19 protein-coding genes are annotated in these 16405 nt (G+C 63.7%); 5 read left to right on the forward strand and 14 right to left on the reverse strand.

Features of this window, described 5'->3' with window-relative positions; all coding sequences use genetic code 11:
* Window positions 1-144: 144 nt before the first annotated feature.
* A complete protein-coding gene (clpX, locus tag BMX04_RS05110; protein ID WP_050662835.1) occupies window positions 145-1416 on the forward strand; it encodes an ATP-dependent Clp protease ATP-binding subunit ClpX in 1272 nt (423 codons plus the stop codon).
* A gap of 301 nt (window positions 1417-1717) precedes the next feature.
* Here clpX and queF read toward each other — a convergent pair whose 3' ends face one another.
* The 5 genes from queF to BMX04_RS05135 all read right to left on the reverse strand — a co-directional run bounded on the left by queF (window position 1718) and on the right by BMX04_RS05135 (window position 5599).
* Window positions 1718-2182, reverse strand: coding sequence for a preQ(1) synthase (gene queF / locus BMX04_RS05115; protein WP_074785286.1), 465 nt, complete (start codon window positions 2180-2182; stop codon window positions 1718-1720).
* A gap of 12 nt (window positions 2183-2194) precedes the next feature.
* A complete protein-coding gene (queE, locus tag BMX04_RS05120) occupies window positions 2195-2935 on the reverse strand; it encodes a 7-carboxy-7-deazaguanine synthase QueE (protein ID WP_074785287.1) in 741 nt (246 codons plus the stop codon).
* On the reverse strand, window positions 2914-3270 hold the full coding sequence (gene queD / locus BMX04_RS05125) for a 6-carboxytetrahydropterin synthase QueD (protein ID WP_074785288.1): 357 nt from the start codon (window positions 3268-3270) through the stop codon (window positions 2914-2916). The genes queE and queD overlap by 22 nt, the downstream gene beginning before the upstream one ends.
* Window positions 3270-3968, reverse strand: coding sequence for a 7-cyano-7-deazaguanine synthase QueC (gene queC, locus BMX04_RS05130; protein ID WP_074785289.1), 699 nt, complete (start codon window positions 3966-3968; stop codon window positions 3270-3272). Before queC ends, queD begins: the two co-directional genes overlap by 1 nt.
* Window positions 3969-4120: 152 nt before the next feature.
* The gene (locus tag BMX04_RS05135; protein ID WP_074785290.1) at window positions 4121-5599 is read right to left on the reverse strand and encodes an AMP-binding protein; all 1479 of its coding nucleotides are present in this window, start codon (window positions 5597-5599) and stop codon (window positions 4121-4123) included.
* A gap of 108 nt (window positions 5600-5707) precedes the next feature.
* Here BMX04_RS05135 and BMX04_RS05140 point away from each other — a divergent pair, with 108 nt between their 5' ends.
* The 4 genes from BMX04_RS05140 to aat all read left to right on the forward strand — a co-directional run bounded on the left by BMX04_RS05140 (window position 5708) and on the right by aat (window position 8884).
* The gene (locus BMX04_RS05140; protein WP_050662841.1) at window positions 5708-6250 is read left to right on the forward strand and encodes a LuxR C-terminal-related transcriptional regulator; all 543 of its coding nucleotides are present in this window, start codon (window positions 5708-5710) and stop codon (window positions 6248-6250) included.
* Between the two features lie 146 nt (window positions 6251-6396).
* Entirely contained in the window at window positions 6397-6879 is a 483-nt protein-coding gene (gene accB, locus BMX04_RS05145) for an acetyl-CoA carboxylase biotin carboxyl carrier protein (protein ID WP_074785291.1), read from the forward strand.
* 11 nt (window positions 6880-6890) lie between these two features.
* Window positions 6891-8240, forward strand: a complete 1350-nt coding sequence (gene accC / locus BMX04_RS05150; RefSeq protein ID WP_050662843.1) for an acetyl-CoA carboxylase biotin carboxylase subunit — start codon at window positions 6891-6893, stop codon at window positions 8238-8240.
* Between the two features lie 2 nt (window positions 8241-8242).
* A complete protein-coding gene (aat, locus tag BMX04_RS05155; protein WP_074785292.1) occupies window positions 8243-8884 on the forward strand; it encodes a leucyl/phenylalanyl-tRNA--protein transferase in 642 nt (213 codons plus the stop codon).
* On the opposite strand, the gene BMX04_RS05160 is transcribed toward aat, so the two are convergent.
* From BMX04_RS05160 to BMX04_RS05200, 9 genes are all read right to left on the reverse strand, one after another.
* Window positions 8851-9204, reverse strand: coding sequence for a DUF2155 domain-containing protein (locus tag BMX04_RS05160; RefSeq protein WP_074785293.1), 354 nt, complete (start codon window positions 9202-9204; stop codon window positions 8851-8853). The two genes, aat and BMX04_RS05160, sit on opposite strands and share 34 nt — an antisense overlap.
* Complete coding sequence (mlaD, locus tag BMX04_RS05165; protein ID WP_074785294.1) at window positions 9201-9662, reverse strand: outer membrane lipid asymmetry maintenance protein MlaD; 462 nt, start codon at window positions 9660-9662, stop codon at window positions 9201-9203. The genes BMX04_RS05160 and mlaD overlap by 4 nt, the downstream gene beginning before the upstream one ends.
* Window positions 9663-9673: 11 nt before the next feature.
* The gene (locus tag BMX04_RS05170; protein ID WP_074785295.1) at window positions 9674-10057 is read right to left on the reverse strand and encodes an NADH:ubiquinone oxidoreductase subunit NDUFA12; all 384 of its coding nucleotides are present in this window, start codon (window positions 10055-10057) and stop codon (window positions 9674-9676) included.
* Between the two features lie 159 nt (window positions 10058-10216).
* On the reverse strand, window positions 10217-10489 hold the full coding sequence (locus BMX04_RS05175; RefSeq protein ID WP_074785296.1) for a glucose-6-phosphate isomerase: 273 nt from the start codon (window positions 10487-10489) through the stop codon (window positions 10217-10219).
* 106 nt (window positions 10490-10595) lie between these two features.
* Window positions 10596-11501 (reverse strand): DMT family transporter, encoded by a 906-nt coding sequence (locus tag BMX04_RS05180; RefSeq protein WP_074785297.1) that lies wholly within the window; start codon window positions 11499-11501, stop codon window positions 10596-10598.
* Window positions 11498-12526: a DMT family transporter gene (locus BMX04_RS05185; protein WP_074785298.1), complete on the reverse strand. Its 1029-nt coding sequence runs from the start codon at window positions 12524-12526 to the stop codon at window positions 11498-11500. The genes BMX04_RS05180 and BMX04_RS05185 overlap by 4 nt, the downstream gene beginning before the upstream one ends.
* 297 nt (window positions 12527-12823) lie before the next feature.
* The gene (acs, locus tag BMX04_RS05190) at window positions 12824-14773 is read right to left on the reverse strand and encodes an acetate--CoA ligase (RefSeq protein WP_074785299.1); all 1950 of its coding nucleotides are present in this window, start codon (window positions 14771-14773) and stop codon (window positions 12824-12826) included.
* Window positions 14774-14864: 91 nt separating this feature from the next.
* On the reverse strand, window positions 14865-15620 hold the full coding sequence (locus BMX04_RS05195; RefSeq protein ID WP_050662852.1) for an ABC transporter ATP-binding protein: 756 nt from the start codon (window positions 15618-15620) through the stop codon (window positions 14865-14867).
* 14 nt (window positions 15621-15634) lie between these two features.
* Window positions 15635-16393: an ABC transporter ATP-binding protein gene (locus tag BMX04_RS05200; protein ID WP_050662853.1), complete on the reverse strand. Its 759-nt coding sequence runs from the start codon at window positions 16391-16393 to the stop codon at window positions 15635-15637.
* Between the last annotated feature and the right edge of the window lie 12 nt (window positions 16394-16405).

Below are 16405 nucleotides of genomic sequence, written 5' to 3' on the forward strand. Positions count from 1 at the left end.
CGCGGCACCCGGATCGGGGTGCCGCGATTTTCGGATTGTGGTGCTTTTCCGCCTGTCCTAAGCTGGTGGGAGACACGAAAGACAGAGCAAAGGCCCTGACCGCGCCGCATGACGCATAGCGGCGCAGGGTCTGAAAGGTACGTGATGGCAACGAATTCCGGCGGCGACAGCAAAAACACGCTTTATTGCAGCTTTTGCGGCAAGAGCCAGCACGAGGTGCGCAAGCTCATCGCCGGGCCGACCGTGTTCATCTGCGATGAATGCGTCGAGCTTTGCATGGATATCATCCGCGAGGAAACCAAGAGCGCGGGGCTGAAGTCGAGCGAGGGTGTGCCGACGCCGCATGACATCTGCCAAGTGCTCGATGACTATGTGATCGGGCAGGCGATGGCCAAGCGGGTGCTGTCGGTCGCGGTGCACAACCACTACAAGCGCCTGAACAATTCCGGCAAGAGCGATATCGAGCTGTCGAAGTCGAATATCCTGCTGATCGGCCCCACCGGCTGTGGCAAGACGCTGCTGGCGCAGACGCTGGCGCGCATCCTCGATGTGCCCTTCACGATGGCCGATGCCACGACGCTGACCGAGGCGGGATACGTGGGCGAGGATGTGGAAAACATCATCCTCAAGCTGTTGCAGTCGTCCGAATACAACGTCGAGCGCGCGCAGCGCGGCATCGTTTATATCGACGAGGTCGACAAGATCACCCGCAAGAGCGAGAATCCTTCGATCACCCGTGACGTGTCGGGCGAGGGGGTGCAACAGGCACTGCTCAAGCTTATGGAGGGCACCGTCGCCGCGGTGCCACCGCAGGGCGGGCGCAAGCATCCGCAGCAGGAATTCCTGCAGGTGGACACCACCAATATCCTGTTCATCTGCGGCGGGGCCTTTGCCGGGCTCGACAAGATCATCGCGCAGCGTGGCAAGGGCAGCGCAATGGGCTTTGGCGCCGATGTGCGCGGCAATGACGAGCGGGGCGTCGGTGAAATCTTTACTGATCTGGAGCCGGAGGATCTGCTCAAGTTCGGTCTGATCCCGGAATTTGTCGGGCGTTTGCCGGTTCTGGCGACGCTGGAGGATCTCGACGAGGACGCGCTGGTGACGATCCTGACGCAGCCCAAGAACGCGCTGGTGAAGCAGTATCAGCGGTTGTTCGAACTGGAGGGTGCGCAGCTCAGCTTTACCGATGATGCGCTGACCGCGATCGCGAAACGCGCGATTGCGCGCAAGACCGGTGCGCGGGGCCTGCGCTCGATCCTCGAGGATATTCTGCTCGACACGATGTTCGATCTGCCGAGCCTGGAGAATGTCGAAGAGGTGGTCGTCAACGAGGAGGCTGTGAACTCGGACGCGGCACCGCTGATCATCTACGCGGAATCCAAGGGCAAGAAGAAAGAGGGCGCGAGCGCGGGGTGAAGCGCGGCACCGCCTAGTCTGGATGAGGCCCGCGTGTGATGCGCGGGCTTTTTTTGTGGGGCGTTGCGTTTGGCTTGGAACTGACGTTTGATTGACGCCCCGCGCGATACGCGGCCTTCAGGCCGCCGCGCATCCCCGACGCGCTCCCCAGCGGCGGCGATTCGGCTGCAACCTGTTTTGCGATCAATCCGTTTTCGGATTTGGCTGGCATAAAGACCGGCTGAACCAAGGTGAGATCGCCACCGCGCGCGTCGGCAACGCGCCGATCACGCAAATGGCAGATTCAGGAAAGAGCGCGCTCTTATCCCCGCCCGCGATAGGGTGGCACGCCCTGATCGGGGATCCATACGCCCTCGGGCATGGGCCCAGTTTGCCAGAACACGTCGATCGGTATACCGCCGCGCGGATACCAGTAGCCGCCGATGCGCAACCATTGAGGATCGAGAAACTCGACCAGACGCCGAGCAATGGTGATCGTGCAATCCTCGTGGAAGGCCCCGTGATTTCGGAAAGAGGTGAGGTAGAGCTTTAGCGATTTGCTCTCGACCAGCCAGGCACCCGGCACGTAGTCGATCACCAGATGGGCAAAGTCGGGCTGGCCGGTCATCGGGCAAAGCGAGGTGAATTCCGGCGCTGTAAAGCGCACGTTATAGACGGTGTCAGCCTGCGGGTTGGAGACCCGTTCCAGCACCGCCTCTTCGGGGTGTTGCGGCACCTGCGTTGTGCCGCCCAACTGTTTGAGGTCTTTGTAGATATCGTCGCTCATTGTCTTTCTCCTTCAAACCCCGCGCTTGTTGCCCCAGAGCATGACATGCAATTGCGGCAACACCTTCGCCGCGAACCATCCGTCAGCCACCACGCGTTCCACCAGCCAGCGCATGCGGTCATCAATGCCGTCCTGATCCACGACCGCGCTGTCATCCTCGGGCGGCGGTGGGGTGTGGTTGCCCGGTTGCAGGTAGAGCGGCAGGGCCGGGCAGCGCGCCGCCACGTCCTGCGCCCAAAGGTAATCCGTCTCGTCGAAGATCACGATCTTGAGGACGGCCGGGGCGGTGCCGGCCGCTGTCACGCAGTCCTCGAACACGGGCCAATCGACGGTCATGCCTGACGAAGGTGGCTTGGGGCTGAGCACCAGCATGTCGAGCGCCGCGAACCAGTCGCGCGCGACACTCCCTTGCGTCTCCATGGCAAAGCGGTAGCCCTGTGCCTTGCCCATCTCGATCAATTGCCCAAGCGGCTGGATCGCCGGATTGCCACCCGAAAGCGTGACCATCAAGGGCCGGTCGCCCGAGAGGTGCGCCACCTCGGCCATCACCTCGGCGGGCGGCATGGGGGCCCAAGTGGTGCGATACTCCGCATTGACCGCATGCAGGCTGTCGCACCATGAGCAGCGGTAATCGCAGCCGCCGGTGCGCACGAAGACCGTGGGCTCACCAATCAGCGCACCCTCGCCCTGAATGGTCGGGCCAAAAATCTCTGAAATGCGGATCGCCTCGCTCACGGTCGGTATTCCGCCCATGTCTTTGGCGTCTCACTGACTTTGACGGCGGTCACTTCGGGCCAGCGGGCGCGGCACCAGTCGTAGAAATGCTTCGCCATGCGCTCGGCGGTGACGCAATCGTCGCCCAGCACGTCATTGAGGTGCCGGTGGTCCAACTCGTCGTCGATATAGCGCTTCAATTCGGCCAGATCGAGGTAGTCGCGCACGAAGCCATGTGGGTTGAGGTCGTCGGCGGCGAGTTCGACCACGACGATGTAATTATGGCCGTGCAGCCGGGCGCATTGATGCTCCGGCGGCAGGCCGTGCAATTGATGCGAGGCTGAGAAATGGAATTCCTTGGTGATCCGGTACATCATGCGCCTCCTTTCGCCACGGCGGTGAGCCAATAGTCGGGATCAGCGTAGTCGGTTGGATCGGCCACACCCGCCAGATGAAACGCCTCGCGCCGCTCCACACAGGTGCCGCACCGCCCGCAATGCCGCGCGCCACCCTTGTAGCAGGACCATGTCTCGGCAAAGGGCGTGCCATGGCGCGCACCGTCGGTGACGATATCGGCCTTGGAGCCGTGCAGATAGGGGGTGTAGAGGGTGATGTTGGCATAGCCCTCGAGCGCGGCGTCCTGCATCGCCTGAAAGGCGTTTACAAAGCCGGGGCGGCAGTCAGGGTATATGAAGTGGTCGCCGCCATGCACCGCCATGGCCACGGCCTCGGCCTTTTCCGCCGCGGCCATTCCGAAGGCGATGGCCAGCATGATGGCGTTGCGGTTGGGCACGATGGTGATCTTCATCGTGTCCTCGGCATAATGGCCGTCGGGCACGTCCACATCATCGGTCAGCGCCGAGCCCGAGAGCGCGGCACCGATCTGGCGAATATCCACCACCTTATGCGGCACACCCAGACGGCGCGCGCAGGCGGCGGCATATTCCACCTCCTTGACGTGGCGCTGTCCGTAATCGAAGCTCACCAACCCCGCGAGATCATGCTCGGCGGCGGTCTTGTGGGCGAGCGACACGGAATCGAGCCCGCCCGAGCAGATAACTATCGTCTTCATGGTGTCATCCTTGTTTTTTAAAGCGGGTAGGCTGCGACCGCTTGGGCGCGCGTCTAGCGCCTTTGGCCTGCAAGAACAAGTGTCGTTTGGTGGGGAAGGCCCTTGCAAGGCGTTTGAAAACGCCTTGCAATCGTTTTCGAAAACGATTGCGGTCAGGCGTCTAGGCGGGCGCGCAGATCGGTCTTGAGCACCTTGCCGTAGTTGTTCTTGGGCAGGCTCTCGATGGCCAGATAGCGTTTGGGGCGTTTGAACCGGGCGATATGGGCCCGGCAATGGGTGTCGAGCGCGGTCTCGTCCAGGGGGCCGTCGCTGACCACGAAGGCGACAACTATTTCGCCCCATTCCGGATCGGGCGCGCCGACCACGGCCACCTCGGAGACCGAAGGATGGGTGAGCAGCACCTCCTCGACCTCGCGGGGGTAGATGTTGGAGCCACCGGAGATGATCATGTCCTTGGAACGGTCCTGCAGCGTGACATAGCCCTGCGCGTCCATCCGACCCAGATCGCCGGTCCAGAGCCAGCCGCCGCGCAGCGCGGCATCGCTGGCCTGCGCGTTCTGCCAATAGCCCGGCATCACCGTGTCGCCGCGCACGAGGATTTCACCCACCTCACCGGGCGGCACATCGGCCCCTGTTTCATCGGCAATCCGCACCTCGACCATGGATTGCGCGCGGCCCACCGAGGCAAGCCGCGCGCGCCAGTCCGGGTGGCTGCGGTCGGCCACGTCGTGGCGCGGCAGGGCGGTGATCGCCATGGGACATTCGCCCTGCCCGTAGATCTGGATAAAGACCGGGCCGAAGGTCTCGACCGCCTCGAAGATATCAGCGAGATACATCGGCCCGCCTGCGTAGACCACGCTGCGCAGCCCCGTGCCGGGCGTGCCGGTGGCGCGGGCATGGGCGGTCAGGCGTTTGACCATGGTCGGCGCGGCGAACATGTGCAGGCGGTCGTGATGCTGCGCCAGATCGAGGATCTCGCCCGCGTCGAACCCGCCCGAGGCCGGGCAGACATGGCGCGCGCCGCGCAGAACATGGACCATCGCGTAGAGCCCTGCACCGTGGCTCATCGGGGCGGCGTAGAGCGTGGCGTCCCCGGCGCTCACCTCGTCCACATCGGCAAGATAGCTCAGCGACATGGCGATCAGCATGCGGTGGGTGATGCACACGCCCTTGGGCCGCCCGGTGGTGCCGGAGGTGTAGAAGAGCCACGCCAGATCATCGGGCGCGCGGGCGGTGGGGCGTGGCAGCGGCGTGCCGCGCGGGAGGTGCTGCGCGGTGACGCCCTGCGCGGCGAGGGCTGCTTGGCCGGTGCTGTCGGCGAGGGTCAGGCGCGCGGCGGCATTCTTGATGATCCAGGCGGCCTCGGCGGCGTGCAGCTTGGCATTGATCGGCACCGCAGCGGCCCCGGCATACCAGATGCCATAGAGCGCCAGCAGATACTCGGGCGCATTGCCCATGAGGATCGCTACCCGGTCGCCGGGTGTCACGCCCTGTTCCACGAGTGCGCCCGCCACCTCGCGCGCGGCAAGATCAAAGGCCGCGTAATCCATCACCCGCTCGCGCCCGAGAAAAAGCGCGGCGCGGTCGGGCATGGCCTCTGCCGTGCGTTCGAGCCAGATGCCGATATTCATTGCCGGTCCTCCCGATGGGCAGAAAAGCACCTGCGGGCCCGGCGCACAATTCCGTATATCTACGCAAAGCGCTTGGCGCGGCGCGGGCGGCGCGGCATAAGGTCGGGCATGGATATCGGACACCTCGCCTTTGATCACGCGCCCGTGGGGCTGGCCCTGCTTGAGCATCGCATCATCCGGGCCTGCAATCTGCAATTCGCCGCCATCTTCGGCGACACCCCTGCCGATTACACCGATATTCCTCTGGCGCGTTATTACCCCTCGATCGAGGATTACCGCCGCATCGGGGCCGACGCGCTGGCGGTGATGCGCAAGACCGGGCGTTATTCGGACGAGCGGGTGATGAAGCGGCGGGATGGTACGCTGTTCTGGTGCCGGGTGCGGGGGCAATCGCTCACGCCCGAGGCCCCGTTTCAGCGCGGCATCTGGTCGTTCTCCGATCTTTCCGAGGAGCGCCCGCTGGTGGCATTGACACAGCGTGAGCGGGAGGTGGCGATCCTGACCTGCCGGGGCATGACCTCGAAGGAAATCGGGTTGGAACTGGGGCTGAGCTATCGCACCGTCGAGGTGTATCGCGCCCGGCTGCTGGAGAAATTCCATGCCCGCAAGCTGGCGGAACTGGTGGCGAAACTGTCGGGGATGCCACTCTGAGGCGCGCTATCCTCGCAAATTTGCCCATCAAACCCCAAGTTGCAAGGCAATGGCCGCTTTTCTCAGGCTTTGGCTTGCCCTATAAGCGGCGAAAACAAACGCAACGAGCCCGCGTGCGGGCATCATTGCTGTGGTCGAGGAATCCTATGTCGAACAAATCCCATGAATCGGACGTGGCCTTCATCAAGGCGCTTGCGGAACTCTTGAACGAGAACGATCTGACCGAACTGTCGGTCAAGCGCGAATACGGCGAGGACGACACACTCAACGTGCGGGTGAGCCGACGCGGTGAGGTCGTGACCACGCAGATGAGCGCGGCCCCGGCCCCCGCCTATGCCGCGGCGGCCCCGGCTGCGTCCGCGCCGTCCGAGCCCGCCGAGGACCCCGCAAGCCACCCCGGTGCCGTGACCTCACCGATGGTGGGCACCGTCTACATGCAGGCCGAACCCGGCGCGCCGTCCTTTGTCAGCGTCGGTCAGCAGGTGGCCGAGGGCGACACGCTGCTGATCATCGAGGCGATGAAGACGATGAACCACATTCCCGCGCCGCGCGCCGGGACCGTCATGCGTATCCTGATCGAGGATGGCGCGGCGGTGGAATATGGCGCGCCGCTGATGATCATCGAATAAGGCACCCGCGCATGTTCGAGAAAATCCTGATCGCCAACCGGGGCGAGATCGCCCTTCGCGTCATCCGCGCCGCGCGCGAGATGGGGATCGCGACGGTGGCCGTGCATTCCACCGCCGATGCCGATGCGATGCATGTGCGCATGGCTGATGAGTCGGTCTGTATCGGCCCGCCCTCTTCGTCCGAGAGCTACCTGTCGATCCCCGCGATCATTGCCGCCTGCGAGGTGACTGGCGCGCAGGCAATCCATCCGGGTTACGGCTTTCTCAGCGAGAACGCCAATTTCGTGCAGATCGTCGAGGATCACGACCTGACCTTCATCGGCCCCTCGGCCGAGCATATCCGCATCATGGGCGACAAGATCACCGCCAAGGACACTATGAAAGCGCTTGGCGTGCCCTGCGTGCCCGGATCGGAGGGCGGTATCGCCGATGTGGCTGCGGCCAAGGCGCTTTGCGCCGAGATCGGTTTTCCGGTGATCGTCAAGGCCACGGCAGGCGGCGGCGGGCGCGGCATGAAAGTGGCGCGCAACGCGGATGAGCTTGAGCGCGCGTTTCTGACCGCGCGGTCCGAGGCCAAGGCGGCCTTTGGCAATGACGAGGTTTATATCGAGAAATACCTGACCACGCCGCGCCATATCGAGATCCAGGTCTTTGGCGATGGCAAGGGCCGCGCCGTGCATCTGGGCGAGCGCGACTGCTCGCTTCAGCGCCGTCACCAGAAGGTTCTCGAAGAGGCGCCGGGCCCCTGCATCACCGAGGAAGAGCGTGCGCGGATCGGCAAGATCTGCGCCGATGCCTGCGCCAATATCAATTATCGCGGAGCGGGGACTATCGAGTTCCTCTATGAGAACGGCGAGTTCTTCTTTATCGAGATGAACACCCGGTTGCAGGTGGAGCATCCCGTCACCGAGGCGATATTCGGCGTCGATCTGGTGCAGGAGCAGATCCGCGTGGCCGAAGGCCTGCCGATGTCCTTCACGCAAGAGGATCTGCTGATCAACGGCCATGCCATCGAGGTGCGCATCACCGCCGAGAAACTGCCCGATTTCGCACCGCGGCCCGGCACGATCACGCAGTTTCACGCGCCGGGTGGTCTGGGCGTGCGGATGGATAGCGCGCTCTATGACGGCTACAAGATCCCGCCCTATTACGACAGCCTGATCGCCAAGCTGATCGTCCACGGCAAGGACCGGCCAAGCGCGCTGAACCGTCTGGCACGGGCCTTGGGAGAACTGATCGTGGACGGTGTCGATACCACCGTGCCGCTCTTTCATGCGCTGTTGCAGGAAGAGGACATCCAGACCGGCAATTACAACATCCACTGGCTGGAACACTGGCTGGAAACCAACCTGCAAGCCTGAGCATGTCGCATGTCCTGACCCCCCCGCTTTTGCTTCAGGCCTACGCGGCGGGGGTCTTTCCGATGGCAGAGCATCGCGACGACCCCGAGGTGTTCTGGGTCGATCCGCATATGCGCGGGGTGCTGCCGCTCGACGGGTTCCACATTTCACGCAGTCTGGCGCGGCGGATGCGACGGGGTGGCTATACGGCGACGCTCGACGCGGATTTCGAGGGCGTGCTGCGGGGCTGTGCCGACCGCGATGATACCTGGATCAGCGCGCCCATTCATGCCGCCTATATGGCGCTGCACCGGATGGGGAATGCGCATTCGCTGGAAATCCGGCAGGAGGGCGTGCTGATGGGCGGGGTCTATGGCGTGGCGCTTGGCGGGGCGTTTTTTGGCGAGAGCATGTTCTCGCGCTGCACAGACGCGTCGAAACTTGCGCTGGCGCATCTGACCGATCACCTGTGGCGCTGTGGGTTTATTTTGTTCGACACCCAGTTCATCACGCCGCATCTGGAGCGGCTTGGTGCGGTCGAAATTCCGCGTGCGGAGTATCGCGGGCTATTGCGGCAGGCGCTTGGACTTGACGCGCATATCCATGCAGAGCCGTTTTCAAGCGACCCTGATCAGATCTTGCAGCGCAGGACCCAGATGTCGTAGCGGGCGTGTTCCAGAGGGTTGAGCGCAGGCGAAGAGGCCAGCATCCAGCCTGAGAAGATCTCGCGATTGCGCTCGGTCTCGCGAATCGTGAGAAAGGCGTAGGCGTCGCCATCGGGATTTTCCACCGGGTAGCGGCATTCGGCCAACTCCACGGTGAGGCTGCCGAATTCTGTGGCCGTGCCATTGTCGAGATCGAGGTCGCTGGCCTGTCCGTTGACCTTGTCGAGGCCGCGCAGTATCGCACCTTGGCCCTGCACCGCCGCCTCCTGCGCGTGGCTGGCGGAGGCGAGGATGATCGCGACAGCCAAGGCGCGGATCATTGCGCTGCCCCGTCCTCGCTGCCGCCCGAGACGAATTTCATCAGGAGCGATACCAGGCTGACCGACCCTTGGGTGAATTCGATCTCGTCGCCGGGCTCGAAATAGAAGGGCGAGCCGCCGGGCATGATCTCGACGTAGTTGCCGCCCAGAAGCCCCTCGGAGGAAATCGCCACCGCGCTGTCATCGGGCACCTCGATGTTGTCCTGCACGGTAAATACTGCCTTGGCGCGGTAGGTGCCGGGATCGAGCACGATATCTGCCACCCGGCCCACCTTGACCCCTGCGAGGCGCACATCGGTGCCGATGCTGACACCGTCGGCACTGCGGAAACTGGCATTGAGCGTGTATTCGTCGCCCGCCCGTGTCATGCCGGTGGTCTTGCCTGCATAGACGAGAAATCCGATGGCCACGGCCAGGACGATCCCGCCAACCAGAACTTCGGTTTTGCTTTCGGACATGAGAGCTGCCTTTATTCCGGGGTCCAGGCTTCGTAATCGCGCCGTTCGACCGGTTCGGGACGGCGGATCGAGCCCGCGGGCGCATAGGCCAGCGGTGTGCCGGTCAGGTTCTCGCTATGCGGTTTTTCCCACGGCTTGTGCTTGAGTGGGCGCTCGGTCGGGGGTTCCTTGTAGGTGTGGTGCAGCCAACCGTGCCAGTCGGGATCAACGCGGCTCGCCTCGGCCTCGCCGTTGAAGATCACCCAGCGACGCTTGCCGTCATGGGTGCGATAAAAGGTGTTGCCCTGCGCGTCCTCACCCACCTTGACACCCTTGCGCCAGGTGTAGAACTGCGTGTTGAGCGTCTGCCCGTGCCACCATGTCACGGCGCGCAAAAGCGTGTTGAGAATACCCATCAGACCCTCCGGCGTTATCCTCACCCGATATGGCGGATTTGGCGGCAAAGGTCCAGTGCTGCATTGCCCCGCTACACCGGGACAGTGTGGATGGGTCCGGGACGCGAATGTTGATATAAGCCGCGCATCGCACGAATACGCCCCCCGAACCCGACCCGATCAGCAAGGCACCGTCCGATAGGTGCCATCACCGTTGGAATAGGCGCATTGGTCAGTGCGGGTGTTGCGCGCGATCAGCGTGCCGGCGGCAGCGCCTGCGAGGGTCGAGAGCACGGTCCATCCGGCATTGGCGTCGAACGCCGCCGCGCCGAGCAACCCCGCGCCCGCGCCCGCGCCAAGCGCTGCGCCGGTCATTTCGCGATTGTCCGTGGTGTCGATGCATCCCGCAAGGGTCAGGCTGGTGATGCTGGCAAGGATCAGGCCGCGTTTCATGATGGGCTCCTTTCCGTGGTTGCGCGTCATGTATGATGACGCAGGATAGGACGATTTATTCCCGAGGAAAAATGCGTCTCGGCAGGGGATTGCCGAGTGCGAGCGGTCAGACCATCGGCGGTGGCGGTCTGCGCCGTGCGCCTGAAAGCGCGTTGCCCGCGATGGCCGTCAGCAACACCGCGCCGCCGATAAGCGTGTTCGGCGTCGCGGTCTCGCCCAGCACCAGCCAGACCCAGACCGGGCCCAGAACCACCTCGGCCAATGACAGCAGCGTCAATTCGGCGGCGGGCACGGTTTTTGAGCCGATGGTGTAGAAGATGAGGCCCGCGCCGACCTGAAACACTCCCATGCCCAGGGAAATACCGGTATCATTGAGCGAGAGTGCGAAGCCGAGCCCGAGTGCCGCGCAGATCGCCCCCATGATGACAATCGCGAAAAGACCCGAGAGAAACACCGCCGGCATCATCTCGGTGGCCTTGCCCCAGCGCAGCGTGATGGTGAAGCTGGCAAAGCCAAGGGCCGAGCCGATGGCGGCGAGATTGCCCTTGAGCGCGGCACCCGAGGATTTGTCCCAGACCATGATCGCGATGCCGATGCTGGCCACGGCGATGGCAACCCATGTGGCGGGTCGGACGCTCTCGCGCAGGATCAGCCGGCCGAGGATGGCAGCCATCAGCGGGGCCGAGGCGAAGAGCATCATCGCGTTGGCGACCGAGGTGGTCTGCACCGAGTAGATGCCGCCGGTATAGGCCGCGACCAGCGACAGCCCGCCGATCACGCCCGGCCAGCCCATGCGCATAGCAAGGGTGATCGGGTTTTTGCCGGTGCGCAGGCGGATCACGATGAAGAGCAGCAGGCTCATCGAGATCGAGCGGTAGAACAGGATCTGCCAGACCTGTGCCTCGTCGATCAGGCGGATGCCGAGGCCCACCGTGGACCACAGCACGCCCGCGAAGAATACCAGCGCATAGCCGCGCAGGTCGCGCTCGGGCAGGGGGACGGCGAGGGTCACTTGAGGGCCTCGTCCTCGGGGATTTGCGCGGGCAGCGGGCTGCCGGGGGCAAAGATCGCCTCGGCGGTGTAGGGGGTGTCGTCGCTGCGCCGTGCGGCGCGCAACTCGCGCCAGCCAAGGTAGAGCCCGGATCCGATGATCAGCGTCATGCCCGCCAGCGTGCTCAGCGCCAGGCGCTCATCCCAGAGCAGGTAGGCCAGCACGGCGGCGAAAGGCAGGTAGGTATAGTCGAACGGGGCGATCAGCGAGGCATTGGCGATCTGATAGGCGCGCGACAGCAGCATGTAGCCCGCCATGCCAACCAGCCCCAACAGCGCCAGTTGCGGCAGCGCGTCCGTGCCCGCCACCGACATGTCCCACCGCAGGTGATGCGTCTCGGGGCCGAGGGGGATCAGATGCGACACGGCCCAGCCCATCGGCAGGATCATCAGCCCGGCAAAGCTGAGCGTGTAGAGCCCGACCGTGAGCGTGCTTTCACGCTCGCCGATGCGGCGCGCGATGATCTGCGACAGCGCGTAGGTGACGGCGCAGAAAAACGGCAGGATCGCGACCCATGAGAAATTCTCGCCCGCCGGGTTCATTGCGACGAGCACGCCGACAAAGCCTACCACCAGCGCCGCCGTCCGGTGCAGGCCGATGGTTTCCCCTAGAAAGAGCGCCGCGAATAGCGCGGTGATCAGCGGGGCCGAGAAGAAGATGGTCGAGACCTCCGCGAGCCCCATGAACGGAAAGGCCGCGTAGAACATCGAGAAGCCCGAGGCGAAGAGAAAGGCGCGCGCCATGTGCAGCGGCCAGAGCGGGGTCAGTAGCCGGTGCGGCCCGCCGAGCCAGAGGATCAGCGGCGTCAGCACCAGCACCGTCACCACGGAACGCACGAAGATCAGCATCCAGACCGGGTAGATGGCAAGCAGCGATTTCATCATCGCATCCTGCCCGACAAAGAGAAGCATGCCGATCTCGACACAGAGAATGCCCTGAAGCGCACGGGACGGCACCGGGGCGGGATGCGCGGACAACATCGCCATAAGCGGTCTTTCACAGGTCTGTCGGGGGTGGGCGCAGTGGCCACTGTGGTCCGGCTACAGGAGCCGATTGCGACTTTCATGTCCGATAGCGACAAAAGGACGAAAAACCCCGCAGGCGGGGGCCATATACCCGTCATCGCCCGGCTTGACCGGGCGATCTGTTGTTGTGAGAGATCCTCGGATCAAGTCCGAGGATGACAGAGGGTGGGGGTAAGGGTGTCATCGCCCGGCTTGACCGGGCGATCTCTCAGTCTGGAGATCCTCGGGTCAAGCCCGAGGATGACGTAGAAATGTGGCTCAGCCGCGATTCATCCGGTTCTCGATCAGCTCGTCCACGACGCCGGGGTCGGCCAGGGTCGAGGTGTCGCCGAGCGCGCCGTAATCATCCTCGGCGATCTTGCGCAGGATGCGGCGCATGATCTTGCCGGAGCGGGTTTTCGGCAGGCCGGGGGCCCATTGGATGAGGTCGGGCTTGGCGATGGGGCCGATCTCGGTGCGGACCCAGGTTTCCAGTTCCTTGCGCAACTCTTCGGTCGGTTCCACGTCGTTCATCAGGGTGACATAGGCGTAGATGCCCTGGCCCTTGATGTTATGCGGATAACCCACCACCGCCGCCTCGGCGACCTTGGCATGCGCGACGAGGGCGCTCTCGACCTCTGCCGTGCCCATCCGGTGGCCCGACACGTTGATCACGTCATCGACACGGCCGGTGATCCAGTAATAGCCATCGGCGTCACGCTTGCAGCCGTCGCCGGAGAAGTAATAGCCCTTGTATTGCTGGAAATAGGTCGCCTCGAACCGTTCATGATCGCCCCAGACGGTGCGCATCTGACCGGGCCAGCTATCCTTGAGGGCCAGCACGCCTGAGGCTTCGGTGTCTGTGATTTCCTTGCCCGATTCCGGCTCCAGCACCACCGGCTCGATCCCGAAGAAGGGCAGCGTGGCGCTGCCGGGTTTTGTCGGGATGGCGCCGGGCAGGGGGGTCAACAGGTGACCGCCGGTCTCGGTCTGCCACCAGGTGTCGACGATGGGGCAGCGGCCTTGGCCGACATTGTCGTTATACCAGTTCCACGCCTCGGGGTTGATCGGCTCGCCCACGGTGCCCAGCACCTTGAGCGACGACAGATCGCATTTGCTGACATATTCGGTGCCCTGGCCCATCAGCGCGCGGATCGCGGTGGGGGCAGTGTAGAACTGGTTGACCTTATGCTTTTCGCAGACCTCCCAGAAGCGGCTTGCGTCGGGGTAGGTCGGCACGCCCTCGAACATCAGGGTGGTGGCTCCGTTGGCCAGCGGCCCGTAGACGATATAGCTGTGGCCGGTGACCCAGCCGACATCGGCGGTACACCAGAATACGTCGCCCTCGTGGTAGTCGAAGACCAGTTCCTGCGTCATCGCGGCATAGACGAGATAACCGCCGGAGGTGTGCACCACGCCCTTGGGCTGGCCCGTGGAGCCGGAGGTGTAGAGGATGAAAAGCGGGTCTTCGGCGTTCATCTCCTCGGGTGGGCAATCGGTGGCGGCCTCGCTGGCCAGTGCGTTATAGTCGTGGTCGCGCCCCTCGATCCACGTGGTCTGGCCGCCGGTATGCTTGACGACGAGGCATTTCACCTTGTCCGAGCAATGCAGCAGGGCCGCGTCGGTGTTGGATTTGAGCGCCGTCTTGCGCCCGCCGCGCGGGGCCTCGTCGGCTGTGATCACGACCTTGGCCTGACAGCCGTTGATCCGCGCCGAGAGCGCGTCGGGCGAGAAGCCCGCGAACACGATGGAATGGATCGCGCCGATCCGGGCGCAGGCGAGCATCGCATAGGCCGCCTCGGGGATCATCGGCAGGTAGAGCACCACGCGGTCGCCGCGACCCACGCCCATATCCTTGAGGACATTGGCCATGCGGCAGGTGTTCTCATACAGCTCGCGGTAGGTGATGTGCTGCGCCGCATCCTCGGGGTTGTCCGGCTCCCAGATGATGGCGGTGCTGTCGCCGCGCGCCTCGAGATGGCGGTCGATGCAGTTGGCGGCGACGTTGAGCGTGCCGTCCTCGAACCATTTGATCGAGACGTTGCCGAAGTCGTAATTCACGTCCTTGACGCGGGTGTAGGGCTTGATCCAGTCGATCCGTTTGCCATGCTCGCCCCAGAACGCCACCGGATCATTGATCGAGGCGGCATACATTTCCTTGTATTTCGCGGCGTCCACATGGGCGTTCGACGCGAACTCTGCGGAGGGGGGATAGGTGGTGTCGGACATTTGAACAAACCCTTGCTGTCTGCGGTCGATAGAAATTCGAGCCCGCCCCGTTTGTTACAGGGAGAAACAGCCAAGGGCGGGCGTTCCGGCCTCAGATGGCCAGATATTCGGAGCGGAGTTCCTCGTTATCGAGCACTTCCGCTGCCGTACCGTCAAACACGATCCCGCCGGTGTCAAGGATCACGGCGCGGTCGGCCAGCTCCAGTGCGCGCACGGCGTTCTGTTCGACGAGGATGGTGGTGATGCCCTGTTCCTTGATGATGCGCAGGGTTTTCTCGATCTCGTCGACGATCACCGGGGCGAGGCCCTCGTAAGGCTCGTCCAGCAACAGGACCTTGATGTCACGTGCGAGCGCGCGGGCAACCGCGAGCATCTGCTGTTCGCCGCCCGAAAGCGTCGTGCCCTCTTGCTTGCGGCGCTCGGCGAGCCGGGGAAAGAGCTCGTAGAGGCGGTCGAGCGACCAGCCGATGGGCGGCGCGATCTGCGCCAGCTGCAGGTTTTCCTCGACCGTGAGACCGGAGATGATGCAGCGATCCTCGGGGACAAGGCCGATGCCCGCCGCCGCCGCTTCGTGGCTTTTCATGTTGTGCAGCGGCTGGTGGTCGAGCCAGATCTCGCCATGCGTGACCTGCGGGCTGTCCATCCGGGCAATCGAGCGCAGGGTCGTGGTCTTTCCGGCACCGTTGCGGCCCAGAAGGGCGAGGATTTCGCCCTCGTGGACGTTGAACGAGATGTTCTGGACGATGTAGCTCTCGCCGTAATAGCTCTCCATGTTCCACACCGAGAGGAAGGCGGGGGCGGTTTCGGCGTAGTTCCTGCCTTTGGAAAAGTCGGGTTTGACGTTCATGATCCGCGCTCCTGTCAGGCTGCCGTTTCGCCAAGATACGCTTCGCGCACCTTGGGATGGCCCTTGATGTTTTCGGGGGTGTCTTCGACCAGCGGGCTGCCCTGCGCCAGCACGGTGATCCGCTCGGCGAGGGAGAACACGACATGCATGTCGTGCTCGATGATCGCGATGGTGATGTCGCGCTCGTCCTTGATCTGTTTCAGAAGGTCGATGGTGTTGTTGGTATCGGCGCGCGCCATGCCCGCTGTCGGCTCGTCCAGAAGCAGTAGCTTTGGGGTCTGCGCGAGGCACATGCCGATTTCCAGACGCCGCTTGTTGCCGCGTGACATCGAGGCGGAATGCATGTGGCGCTGATCTTGAAGGTTGAGGTCTTCAAGCATCGCCTCGGCCTGATCAATGATCTCGTTCTCATTGTGCGAGCTTTCGAGCGCATGCATCCGGAACACGCCGTCGCGCTTGGCGAAGATCGGGATCATCATGTTTTCCAGCACCGTGAGATCGCCGAAGATTTCCGGTGTCTGGAACACGCGGCTGATGCCCATCTGATTGATCTCGTAGGGCTTGCGCCCCAGCACCGACTGGCCTTGGAACATGACCGAGCCGGTGTCTGGGATCAGCTTGCCGATCAGGCAGTTGAGCAGGGTGGATTTGCCCGCCCCGTTCGGCCCGATGATCGCATGCACGGTATTTTCCGCAACGCTGAGGTTCACGTCCCCCAGGGCCTGCAATCCGCCGAAGCGCTTGTTGACGTTCTTGACTTCGAGAATGCCCATGTCATGCGCTCC

This window comes from Roseovarius tolerans, from assembly GCF_900109855.1.
Lineage (GTDB): Bacteria > Pseudomonadota > Alphaproteobacteria > Rhodobacterales > Rhodobacteraceae > Roseovarius > Roseovarius tolerans.